10 protein-coding genes are annotated in these 12,714 nt (G+C 32.6%); 5 read left to right on the top strand and 5 right to left on the bottom strand.

All coding sequences use genetic code 11. The annotated features are described in order from the left end of the window. Positions 1–23: 23 nt before the first annotated feature. Positions 24–557: a DUF922 domain-containing protein gene (locus ACZ451_RS12935; protein WP_464213054.1), complete on the top strand. Its 534-nt coding sequence runs from the start codon at positions 24–26 to the stop codon at positions 555–557. On the opposite strand, the gene ACZ451_RS12940 is transcribed toward ACZ451_RS12935, so the two are convergent. The 3 genes from ACZ451_RS12940 to ACZ451_RS12950 form a co-directional block, all read right to left on the bottom strand. Then, positions 554–1,426: a hydroxypyruvate isomerase family protein gene (locus ACZ451_RS12940; protein WP_464213056.1), complete on the bottom strand. Its 873-nt coding sequence runs from the start codon at positions 1,424–1,426 to the stop codon at positions 554–556. The two genes, ACZ451_RS12935 and ACZ451_RS12940, sit on opposite strands and share 4 nt — an antisense overlap. 182 nt (positions 1,427–1,608) lie before the next feature. After that, on the bottom strand, positions 1,609–2,712 hold the full coding sequence (locus tag ACZ451_RS12945; RefSeq protein ID WP_464213058.1) for a lipocalin family protein: 1,104 nt from the start codon (positions 2,710–2,712) through the stop codon (positions 1,609–1,611). A gap of 277 nt (positions 2,713–2,989) precedes the next feature. Beyond that, positions 2,990–3,844 carry a hypothetical protein gene (locus ACZ451_RS12950; protein WP_464213060.1) on the bottom strand — a complete coding sequence of 285 codons (855 nt, stop codon included), beginning with the start codon at positions 3,842–3,844 and terminating at the stop codon, positions 2,990–2,992. A 77-nt stretch (positions 3,845–3,921) separates the two neighbouring features. Here ACZ451_RS12950 and ACZ451_RS12955 point away from each other — a divergent pair, with 77 nt between their 5' ends. The 3 genes from ACZ451_RS12955 (at position 3,922) to yidC (ending at position 7,836) form a co-directional block, all read left to right on the top strand. Beyond that, positions 3,922–4,155, top strand: a complete 234-nt coding sequence (locus tag ACZ451_RS12955) for a DUF3820 family protein (RefSeq protein WP_464213062.1) — start codon at positions 3,922–3,924, stop codon at positions 4,153–4,155. 60 nt (positions 4,156–4,215) lie between these two features. Beyond that, positions 4,216–5,829 (top strand): CTP synthase, encoded by a 1,614-nt coding sequence (locus ACZ451_RS12960; RefSeq protein WP_464213064.1) that lies wholly within the window; start codon positions 4,216–4,218, stop codon positions 5,827–5,829. Between the two features lie 132 nt (positions 5,830–5,961). Continuing rightward, the gene (yidC, locus tag ACZ451_RS12965; protein ID WP_464213066.1) at positions 5,962–7,836 is read left to right on the top strand and encodes a membrane protein insertase YidC; all 1,875 of its coding nucleotides are present in this window, start codon (positions 5,962–5,964) and stop codon (positions 7,834–7,836) included. Positions 7,837–8,112: 276 nt separating this feature from the next. Here the strand turns inward: yidC and ACZ451_RS12970 are convergent, their stop codons facing one another. Then, positions 8,113–10,131, bottom strand: a complete 2,019-nt coding sequence (locus ACZ451_RS12970; protein WP_464213068.1) for a fasciclin domain-containing protein — start codon at positions 10,129–10,131, stop codon at positions 8,113–8,115. A 166-nt stretch (positions 10,132–10,297) separates the two neighbouring features. Next, positions 10,298–11,281: a fasciclin domain-containing protein gene (locus ACZ451_RS12975; RefSeq protein WP_464213070.1), complete on the bottom strand. Its 984-nt coding sequence runs from the start codon at positions 11,279–11,281 to the stop codon at positions 10,298–10,300. Positions 11,282–11,497: 216 nt separating this feature from the next. On the opposite strand from ACZ451_RS12975, the gene mnmA reads away from it, so the two are divergent. Then, a complete protein-coding gene (gene mnmA, locus ACZ451_RS12980) occupies positions 11,498–12,688 on the top strand; it encodes a tRNA 2-thiouridine(34) synthase MnmA (protein WP_464213072.1) in 1,191 nt (396 codons plus the stop codon). The last annotated feature ends 26 nt before the right edge of the window (positions 12,689–12,714 follow it).

The raw sequence follows: 12,714 nt of genomic DNA on the forward strand, positions 1-12,714 counted from the left end.
TTTTGTTTTTCAATACTTAATTTGTGAATAGTTTAAAAATCACATCGCTACTATTTTATTTGTGTTTCTGCATAAGTACTGTTGTAGCACAAGAATATGATGATTTATTATGGGATAAAGACAGGTTATTAACTTGGGAAGACTTTAAAGGCAAACCAGAAAATAGTGCTGCTGCTGCAATTACCGCTAGCGGCATTTCTTATCGTTTTTCAACATCCAATCACAATGGGAAAATGGAAGTAGATTTTGAAGTAAAATCATTTTTTTACCCTGGTAGTTCGTGGTATAGACCCGCAGTTTGCGACGCTTTTATTCTGGAGCATGAACAACATCATTTTGATATAACTGAATTGTATACTCGTAAGTTTATAAAACGTTTAAATACAACTACTTTTACAGATAATATTAAGGCTGAGGTAAAAAAAATCTACAAAGAAATTTTAAAAGAGCTTGCAGCTTATCAGGATTTATATGATACCGAAACTAATTTTTCTAGGAACAGCGAACAGCAAATTCTTTGGAATGCAAAGATTGTTAAAGCGTTGCAATTAAATTAAACATCACAAATCATAAAGCCTTGCTTTAAAGAAGCTATTTTATCAGTTCTTTGCGGTACAAACTCTTGTGCTACATAACCTCTATATCCAGTTTCTAAAATAGCTCGCATAATAGCAGGATAGTATAATTCTTGATGATAATCGTTATCAATTTCGTGTCTTCCAGGAACGCCAGCAGTATGATAGTGCCCAAAATACATATGATTTTCTTGAATACTACGAATAATATCACCTTCTTGAATTTGCATATGATAGATATCAAATAACAACTTAAAACTGGAAGAGTTTAATGCTTTACATAATTGAATACCCCACGCAGAAGTATCACACATATAATCTGGATGATCTATTTGATTAAAAAGTTCCATTTGAAGTACTACGCCATGTTTTTCAGCTAAAGGGATCACTTGTTTTAACCCATCAACACAATTTTGTAACCCAGTACTATCAGCTATACCTCTTCTATTACCACTAAAACAAATAAGATTTGTATAACCAGCTTCGGCTACTTTAGGAATAATTTCCGAATAGTTTTTTATTAAAATTTCATGATATTTTGGGTCATTCCATCCTTCAGTTAAACTTATTTCAGCTCCATTACACATCGCACTATGGATATTGTATTTTTTTAGAAGTGGCCATTCATCAGGTCCCATTAAATCTATGGCTTTTACGCCAAGTTCATTTAAATTTTTCAAAAAATCTTCTAAAGGAATATCATTAAAACACCAATGGCAAACACTATGATTAATATTATTTTTTAATTTAAATGCTGGGTTTTGGTTTTTAGACATTTCGGTATTGTTTTTACAAGATACTACTCCAAGAGTAGCCATTGCAGAGGTTTCAATAAAAGTTCTTCTTTTCATATTTAGATATAAAATTTGCCGTGTAAAAGATTTAAATATAATTTTTTAAAATTTAAATGAAGAATTTTTATAGAGATTGTTCAAAAAAATAAGCCTCAGATTTTATATTAAAATCTGAGGCTTATTTTTATTTTATACTCGAGTATACTTAGTCTAATCTCTATTAGGAAATTAGTTTTTTCTTATTGTTTACTAAAACTAAGTACTAAAGTACCTCTAGTATCTAAATCTACACCACCAGCATTAACCACTCTATTGATTTCTGCTTCTACGATAAGGCTAGTTTCGGTAAGCTCAACTATGGTATAAGTTCCATCAGATTCGTTACTACTATTAGTAATAATAATAGAATTACCTTGTATTTCCCAATTGCCATCTTGCAAAGGATTATCAGAAGGAACAATCTCGGTATTTTCGGTTCCCAAAAATGAAAATTGAATTATGGTATTATAAGTTCCTGTTCCAGTTACAACATTCGGATCTTCGGTAAAAATTGCCTGAGCATTTTCATCTGAAGAAGTTGCCGTATACTGTAAATCAAAAGGAATTCCGTTAAAAAGCGTAGTAGCAGTACCATTAGCGATTTCTGCAGAAACAAGATCCCAAGTTCCAGCGATAGGAGATGCTGGTGGGGTATTATCTTCTGGAGTTAAAGGATCTGTACCATTTGCAACTTCATCTCCATTTGTAATCATATCAGAATCACAATCTCCATTATTCCATTCTTCACTAGGAGCAAGAGTTTGACTACTTAAAACAAAAGAACAATTATTTAAAGGATCTGTAGTGTCGGTTTTTTCAGTACCATCATTTACACCATCTCCATCAGAATCAGCACTTAATGGATTTGTGCCATCAGTTTTTTCTACACCATCGTTTACGCCATCTTCATCTGAGTCTGGATTTAATGGATTTGTGCCATCCGTATTTTCTACGCCATCATTTACACCATCCTCATCAGAATCTGGATTTAATGGATTTGTGTTATTCGTAATTTCATCGGCATTAGTTACATCATCTTCATCACAATCACCCATATTCCATTCATCAGAAGGTGTAGCTTCTTGACTGGCTAATATAAAAGAACAATTATCATTACCATCTGTACCATCTTCTATTTCTTTACTATCATATACGCCATCACCGTCTGTATCTATTGGTTCTGGATTTCCAGGATCTTCGGGATTGTTATTCTCTTCTTGAAGAATGTCTAAGAGTTGCTGACTTCCATTACTACATGAGCCTAGTAATACAATAAAGATTGCGAATAGTGCGATTTTTTTCATTTGTGTTCGTTTTGTTTTCCTTTATATTTATTTAGTGTTGTTCTTTTGTGTAGGCTCTGGATTACTATTTCTAAATTTGGGCTAATTTTAGCAATAATAACCTAGTTAGTATACGGAAATTTTATTGCTTTAGATTTTTTAAAACATGTTAAATTTGTTTTTATGTAATTTGCTATTATTTTTAGTTGTTTTACATATAAATTTATCTCAATATTATAAAATAATAGAACCGTAAGTTAACTAATTAACTTACGGTTGCTTTATTATTTTTGTGTTATTATTTCATAAAAGTTAAAACTAAAGTTCCTTGTGCGTCTAAATCAGACCCAGCAAAAGTAATCATTCTATCTACTGCTGTTTCTATAATTAGTGTTGTTTCTGTTAACTGAACAATACTATACCTGCCATCCGAATTTGTACTATTGGTTATGACTAAATCAGTATCATTTTGTATTTCCCAAACCCCATCTGTCAAAGGATTGTCAAAAGTGGTGACTTCATTATTTTGTACCCCTAAAAAAACAAAAGTGATATCGATATCAAACGAACCAGAACCACTTATAAGATTTGGATTTTCTGTAAAGCTTACTTGTGCATTTTCATTTACTGATGAAGCAGTGTAGTTAATAGTAGCATTAACGCCGTTTAAGACTGTTGTTGCTGTACCATCCGCAACAGCTGCATCAGTTAAATTCCAATTTCCTGAAATAGGAGAAGGGATATTTTCTTCTTGTGCTTCTTCAGCAGTTAATGGATCTGTTCCATTTGCAATTTCATTTGCATTAGAGATTCCGTCAGCATCGCAATCAGCAGTATTCCAAGCGACTGAAGTCTCCGTTTCTTGATTCTCTAAAATAAAAGAACAATTATCATTTGGATCAGTTCCATCATTTAGTTCTGTTAGATCATACACACCGTCACCGTCGGTATCAATAACTTCTTGTGTATTTTCAGTTTCAGTTTCAGTATCACGTTCTGGATCAGTTTCAGTTTGAGTATCCGTATCGTCATCTGTTTCTTGAGGGCTAATATTCTCAATTGCTTCTGTAATAGGATCATTAATTCCTTGTTCTTCTTTGCTACATGATATTAGCAATACTATCATGGCGCATATTAGTGTTAATTTTTTCATTGTATTTTCTTTTTCTTTTTCTATATTTTGTAGTTTTTTTGTTGAAATACTTACGTAATAATTTCGATTTCTTTAAGATGTTAAAAAACAACCCAGAAGAACTTATTGCCCTTTCTCATTATAAAATGCCTTTCGGTAAATTTAAAGGTGCTTATTTAGTAGATCTACCGGAACCCTATTTAGTATGGTTTCAACAAAAAGGATTTCCTGAGGGTAAGCTTGGAATAATGTTAAAAAGCATGCTGGAAATAAAAATTAATGGCTTAGAAGGGCTTATTAGAAAAATTCAAAAAGATTTTCCTTTACAATAGCCGCTATATGTTATAGCAATTTGTATTTTTGCCTGCGTTAAGAATTCAACCTAACGCTACATGGCACAAACCAAATATATTTTCGTAACAGGCGGAGTAACTTCTTCTCTTGGTAAAGGTATTATAGCAGCTTCTTTAGCAAAGTTATTACAAGCTAGAGGTTACAAAACTACTATTCAAAAGTTAGATCCATACATCAATGTAGATCCGGGTACACTAAACCCATATGAGCATGGAGAGTGTTATGTAACGGATGATGGGGCAGAAACGGATCTGGACTTAGGGCATTATGAACGTTTTTTGAATGGAAAAACATCACAAGCCAATAATGTAACTACAGGTAGAATATATCAAAGTGTAATTGAGAAAGAGCGTAGAGGAGAATTTTTAGGTAAAACCGTGCAAGTAGTACCCCATATCACTAATGAGATTAAAGAGCGTATTCAAATCTTAGGAAAAAGTGGAGAATATGATATTGTGATTACAGAAATTGGTGGAACAGTGGGTGATATCGAATCTTTGCCTTACATCGAAGCAGTTCGACAATTATTATGGGAGTTGGGAGACGATAATGGTATTGTTATTCATTTAACATTAGTACCTTTTTTATCTGCTGCTGGAGAGTTAAAAACAAAACCAACACAGCATTCTGTTAAAACCCTAATGGAAAGTGGAATAAAAGCTGATATTTTAGTATGCCGGACAGAGCATGAGATTTCAGATGATATAAAAAGGAAACTAGCATTGTTTTGCAATGTAAAAAGAGAAGCTGTTATCCAATCTATTGATGCTTCTACCATCTACGATGTACCCTTATTGATGCAGGAAGAAGGTTTGGATACTGTAACATTAAAGCGCTTAAGTTTACCAGATATTACCAGACCAGATTTAGACCAATGGAATGAGTTTTTACGCAAGCATAAAAACCCAAAGAATGAGGTTACCATTGGTTTAGTGGGTAAATATGTAGAGTTACAAGATTCCTATAAATCTATTTTAGAAGCTTTTATACATGCAGGAGCTGTAAATGAGGTAAAAGTTAATATCAGATTTATTCATTCCGAGCATATCAATGCAAGCAATTTTGAAACTAAATTAAAGGGGTTGAATGGTGTTTTGGTAGCACCAGGGTTTGGAGAACGCGGTATAGAGGGTAAAATAAAAGCAGTACAGTATGCCAGAGAGAATGATATTCCGTTTCTAGGAATATGTTTGGGAATGCAAATGGCCGTAATTGAATTTTCTAGAACAGTTTTAGGTTTATCAGATGCCTCTTCAACAGAAATGAGTGATAGTACAAATAATGCCGTTATAAATTTAATGGAAGCCCAAAAAAATATTACTAATAAAGGCGGTACTATGCGTTTAGGAAGTTGGAATTGTGAATTAAAAGAAGGTACGCTAGTTAGCACTATTTATAATGGTGAAAAAGAAATAGCAGAGCGTCATCGTCATCGATACGAATTTAATAACGAATATAAGGAGCAAATAGAAAAAGCAGGAATGATTGCTTCTGGAATTAACAAAGAAACTGGTTTGGTAGAAATTATAGAAATTCCTTCACACCCATGGTTTGTAGGTGTTCAGTATCATCCAGAATACAAGAGTACGGTGTTAAACCCACATCCATTATTTGTTGCATTTGTAAAAGCTGCTTTAAATAATAAAAAATAACATTCTATGCCACTATGGCATAAACCACAGGTTTGGTGATGTTTTTGTAAAGTTAAAAATGCTAAAACATTTTATTTAAGGCGTAGAACAACCAAATAAATGTTGCAGGTAGTATATAAAGAGATTTATTAGATGGAAGAAAAAAAATTAGATGTTAATTCAATTATTGGTTTTGTATTAATTTTTGCAATCTTATTGTTTATGTTTTGGCAAAACCAGCCAACACCAGAGGAAGTAGCAGCAGAAAAAGCTAAGCAAGAACAAATTGATAAAGAGAGTGAAAGTAATAAACCAGCTGAACTTGTACCAGAAAAAGCTACAGCACCTGTTTTAAACACTCAAGATTCTACAGCAGTAGCCAACTATAAAAGTAGTATTGGAGCCTTTGGTTACACAAAAGCTTCTGATGGTATAACCGAATTTCAAAACGATTTGGTTTATTTTAAAATAAGCAATAAAGGAGGGCAGATTGTAGAGGCAAAAATGAAAAAGTTTAAGACTTATGACTCTATTCCTGTTTATTTAATAAAAGATGGTAATGCTAGTTTTGGAATAAACTTTACAACCTCAGATAACAGAACCTTACATACTAAAGATCTATATTTTGAACCAACATTATCTAAAAATGGAGAGAATACAGTACTTTCTATGAAAGCTAAAGTTGCAGAAAATAAATTTTTAGAATACCGTTATGAAATTAAGCCAGATGATTATTTGGTTGATTTTACAATACGTTCTCAAGGTTTAAACGGTGTAATTAATGTTTCTAACCCTGTAAAATTAGAATGGTCATTAAAAGGAATCCGCCATTCTAAGAGTATAAAGTACGAAAACAGATATACAAGACTTACGTATAATCATGAAGATGATGATATAGATAAATTATCGGAGAGTAGCGATTTAGATGAAGAAACGGAACAAGGCGTAAAATGGATTTCTTACAGGCAACATTTCTTTAGCTCAATCTTGGCGAATAAAAATAAATTTGATTCAGCTGATTTAAGTTCTGTTAATTTAGTGAAAGAAGAAAGTAAAACGGCAGGTTTTACTAAACAATATGCTTCAATAATACCATTAAAATTAGAAGGTGGAGAGCTTTCTCATAACTTAAACTGGTATTACGGGCCAACAGATGTTTTAGTGCTTAAAGAGTATAATGAACTAGGACTTGAAGATTCTATACCCTTTGGTTGGGGTATTTTTGGTTTAATTAATAGGTATGTATTTACACCACTTTACACTTTGTTAAGTAGCTTTTTACCTTTTGGTATTGCAATTATAGTTATGACTATTTTGGTACGTTTGGCAATGTCACCTGTTACCTATAAATCATACTTGTCACAGGCAAAAATGAAGGTATTAAAACCTGAGATTGCTGCTGTTAATGAGAAGTATAAAGACAATGCAATGAAAAGGCAGCAAGAAACCATGAAAATTAATAACAAAGCAGGTGTGAGCCCTCTTAGTGGTTGTATTCCTGCATTGATACAAATGCCTATATTTTATGCCTTATTCATGTTTTTCCCTACATCTTTTGCATTGCGTCAAAAATCATTTTTATGGGCTAATGATCTGTCTTCTTATGATTCTATTTTTGAATGGACCACAAATATTCCACTGATTTCTACTTTTTATGGAAACCATGTGAGTTTATTCCCCATATTAGCTTCTATCGCCATTTTCTTTTATATGATGATGACGACTGGGCAAAATATGCCAACCCAGCCAGGAATGCCTAATATGAAATTCATCATATATCTATCACCATTAATGATGTTAATTTTCTTTAATAATTATGCCAGTGGTTTAAGTTTGTATTACTTTATTTCTAACTTAATCACTATTTTAATTATGTTAGTCATTAAGAATTATATTCTAGATGATAAAAAGATTAGAGCTCAGATACAAGAGAATAAAGCTAAGCCCAAAAAGGAGAATAAATTTCAGCGTAAAATGCGTGAAATGATGGAGCAAGCGGAGGCACAGAAAAATGCAAATAAGAAATAAGAAGTGTTTATTACTTTATTAAACCCTAAATAATCATATGATTATTTAGGGTTTTTTTTAATTTTTTTATGCTAATAAAAATAGAATGAATTAATTTCTAAGTTGTAAAGTATTTACACAAATTAAATAATGTAGCTCAAAATAAAATTAGCCCATCTTTGTAATAAACAATAAACTAGCATAGTTTTTCAGTATATCATAAACATAAAAAAACGCCCTTGAATACTCAAGGACGTTTTTATTAACTCAACTTACGCTATTATCTAAATAGTATTTTTAATGATTTGCTGGTGGATTTAAAATATCTAATACTTCTTGAGGTATTAACACTTTGTTCACTATATGAACTAAACCATTACTTGCTTCATTATCTTTTGCAATTACTTTTGCATCAGTAGTAGTTTTATCTCTTATAAAAATATCACCATGGCTTACAATTGAAAATATTCTTTCTGTTTGAACTGTTCTAAAAGCACGATGATTTCTTAAGCCCCTTGAGCGTATTGTTCTATTAGCTACTACATGATATTTAAGTATGGTTGCCAATAATTCTTTCTCTTCTTCGGTATCAAAATCAGCAAGGCTATTGTAATCATTACCAAGCGCATCTAATAAGTTTTGGAAAGCTGCATTGGTTGGTGCAAATACCGTAAAAGGACCATCACCACTTAATATATCAACTAAACCTGCGTCTGCTTGCAGTAAAGCTGCTACTAAAGAACTTAAATTGTCTACAGATTGTGCTAGTTCTACAATATTAGGAGTAGGAGGGTTTAAAATATCTAAAACTTCTTGTGGTATTAAAACTTTATTGATAACATGAACTACGCCATTACTAGCTTCAATATCTTTTAAGACTACTGTTGCATTATTATCTGTAGCATCTTCTATATGGATGGTGCCATTTTTAATGTTGATACCTACTTTTTCTCCTTGTACGGTCTCTATTTGTTGCCCATTTGATAAATCTCCAGAAAAAGCTGCAGTGCCAGATACAACATGATACGTAAGTATTTTTACTAACAATTCTTTTTCTTCATCAGTATCAAAATCAGTAAGGCTATTGTAATTACTACCTAAAGCGTGTAATAAATTAATAAAAGCCGCATTGGTTGGAGCAAATACAGTGAAAGGTCCATTGCCATTAAGTGTTTCTGCTAATCCTGCATTAGCTTGTACTAATGCGTTTACTAGTAAGCTAAGATTATCTGTTGCTACTGCAATTTCTACGATTGTTTCTAAATTTAATGTTGCTACAAAATCAATAGCAGCTTGTGGTAAAAGCACTTTATTAATGGTATGTGCTACTCCATTAGAGGCAAGAATATCTGTTGCTGTAATTTCGGCATCTACACCTGAAGCATCACCAATAACAAAAGAATCGCCACTAGCAATAATTTCTAAACTGTTATCAGCAAGAGCTGTACCTACAGTACTTGGAGCAAGATCTGCTTCTAATACACTAATAGGAAGTACGTGATATAAAAGAATGTCTTTTAATAAAGCCATTTCTTCATCGGTATCAAAATCATCTAAGCTATTATAATCATCTCCTAGAAAATCTAGTAAAGCAATGAAGGCATCATCCGTAGGCGCAAAAACAGTAAAAGGTCCATCGCTATTTAAAGTATCTACCAATCCTGCTTTAATAACGGCAGCCTCAAGAATAGATAAGGCTTCACTAGCTACAACAATGTCTACAAGCGTATCTGAACCATTAATTGCATCAATAACTTCTTGTGGTAGTAATACTTTACTAATAACATGTACCACGCCATTACTAGCATTTACATCAGCCATTAAAACTCTAGCATCTGCATTTGTGGCATCTTGTACAAATACATTACCATCATCTAAACGAATAGTAAGCGTTTCTCCTTGTACCGTTTCTATTTCTTGACCATCAGATAACTGCTCCGAATTTAGGCTATTACCAGAAATGACATGGTAAGTAAGGATTTTAGCTAATAAGGCTTTGTCTTCTGTAGTTTCAAAGTCATCGAGAGAATTGTAATTTTCAAGTTGACTTAATAAAGCAGTAAAAGCATCATTTGTTGGTGCAAATACCGTAAAAGGCCCATCACTGCTTAATGTGCTAACCAGATTATTATTGGTGTCTTCATCTGCTTTTAGTAAAGCTGCTACTAGATTACTAAGAGCGTCAGTAGCTTGTGCCGTTTCAACAATATTTGGTGTTGTAGTTACTGGATCATCTTTTTCTTTTTCACAAGAAATCGTAAAAGTGATTAAGGCTAATATAAATAGCACCTTTTTTAAGTGGGGTAGTGTTTTCATTTTTAAAAGTGTTTTTAGAGTTATTGTTAGAAAATTTTAATTTATTTTTTTGTTTAATTAATTATTATATATGTTAGACATTTCAAATTTATTTTTTGTGTAGATATGTTAGAAATACCTCCTTTACTTTTAATGTAAAGGAGATATTTATTTAGATGTTTAGTAACTATCTAATTACTCTACTTATAGCATGTATAATGCCATTAGAAGCTTGTACATCTGTGATTATAATTGGGTTAACAGTTTCGTCTGTTCCTATAATTCCAGGAGTACTTGCGTCAATAGTAATGTTAGTGCCTCCAAGAGTTTCAACCATCATTCCATCTATTCCTGCTAATTCAGAAGCTTGTACATTACTGCCAGCTATAACATGTAGTTCTAATACAGTTGCTAAAGTTGCAGTTTCGATATCTCCTAATCCAGAGACTCCTAAGTCTGTAAGTAAATCTCCAAATGCATCGTTTGTTGGAGCAAATACCGTAAAAGGTGCAGGTGCAGTTCCGTCAGCAGTACTTAGTGCAGCAACATATCCAAAAGAAGCTTCTCTGGTTAAGGCACTCACTAAAGTGGAAAATCTATTGTCTGCAGTGGCAAAAGTAACTACGGTAGGTAAATCTATAACACTATTAACTACGTGTATAATTCCATTGTCGGCAACTACATTTGCTGTAGTTACAGTAGAAGTACCGTTAAATGTCACTCCATTTTCTGTATCATAATAAATACTCATATTACTGCCCTCAGCTTGCCCATCTGCGAGTGTTTTGGCATAATAATTACCAGCAGCAACATTGGCTTCAAGATCTGTAGATGTGATTGCGCCAGCTATTACGTGGTTTAATAATACTTGAGTCAATACATCGGTAGGAATATCAGTTAATTCTCTACCATCTAAAAATGCTTCGAATGCAGTATCAGTTGGAGCTAATACTGTAAATGGTCCGGTGCCTCGTAATACTGTTGGTAAATCGCCATCTGCGGCTTGTAAGGCGGCTAATAAGTTACTTAAATTTTGATTTGAAATCACTAAATCTGTAATAGTTTGCGATGGTGTAGGTGTGTTATCATCATCGTCATTATTACAGGATACAGCAAATAAAAATACAATAGCTAAAAAAGAGTAGGTTTTTAATTTCAAGAATTTTTTCATGATATATGTTTTTAAATTTGTTTAATATATTTTAGATACAGTTAAACAAAAAAGGTTGCTTATCTTTTTTAATTTTAACATAATATTAGTATTTGTGGTTTTAAGATATTGGTTTAAAGTATAAGTGTTGTATTACTCAAAATTGCTTGATTAACGACTTGTGCAGGTACATAAATAAACTGTAATTTTGTATTTTTATATTGATATATTTAAATGATGAAAAAAGTTGTTGTTGGACTTTCTGGAGGGGTAGATTCTAGTGTTGCGGCGTATCTTTTAAAAGCGCAAGGATATGAAGTAATTGGTCTTTTTATGAAGAATTGGCATGATGATTCGGTTACCATTTCTGATGAATGCCCTTGGTTAGAAGATAGTAATGATGCTCTTATTGTTGCTGATAAACTAGGAATCCCATTTCAAACAGTTGATTTAAGTGAAGAATACAAAGAACGTATTGTAGATTATATGTTTAGCGAGTATGAAAAAGGAAGAACACCTAACCCAGATGTATTATGTAATAGAGAAATAAAATTTGATGTTTTTATGAAAATCGCATTAGATTTAGGGGCTGATTACGTAGCAACGGGTCATTATTGCCGAAAAGGCACTATTGTACATAAAAATGGATCAGAAACTTATCAACTCCTATCTGGTGTTGATCCTAATAAAGATCAATCTTATTTTTTATGTCAGTTATCGCAAGAGCAATTGGCAAAAACATTATTTCCAATTGGAGAATTATTAAAACCAGAGGTTCGGAAAATTGCAACAACGCAAAATCTTGTCACTGCTGATAAAAAAGATTCTCAAGGGCTTTGCTTTATTGGTAAAGTTCGTTTGCCAGACTTTTTACAACAGAAATTAAAACCTAAAAAAGGTGTTATAGTAGAAGTACCATCAGACACCCCGCAATTACAGACTACAATTCCAGATTTTAAAACAAAAAAAGAAGAATTAGCTTTCTTTTCAGAAAAACCAAGTTATCATCTAAATGATGGTAAAGTTGTGGGCGAACACCAAGGAGCGCATTACTTTACAAAAGGACAACGTAAAGGTTTAGATGTAGGTGGTACTAAAGAACCCTTATTTGTTATAGATACTGATGTAGAAGAAAATATTATTTATACAGGGCAAGGAAAAAGTCATCCAGGTTTATACCGTAGAACCTTATTCGTAAATGATAGTGAATTGCATTGGGTACGTCCAGATTTGGCTTTGCAGATAGATGAATCTATGGAGGTAATGGCACGGATACGATATAGACAGGCTTTAGAAAAAGCAATTCTTTATAAAATTGATGGAGGATTATATGTAGACTTTAAAGAAAAACAATCTGCCATTACCGAAGGACAGTTTGTAGCTTGGTATTTAGGAGATGAGCTTGTAGGTTCTGGTGTGATTTCGTAATATGTAAAAAAGATTTTTTTAGTTTT

Source organism: Allocellulophaga tsushimaensis, assembly GCF_055383085.1.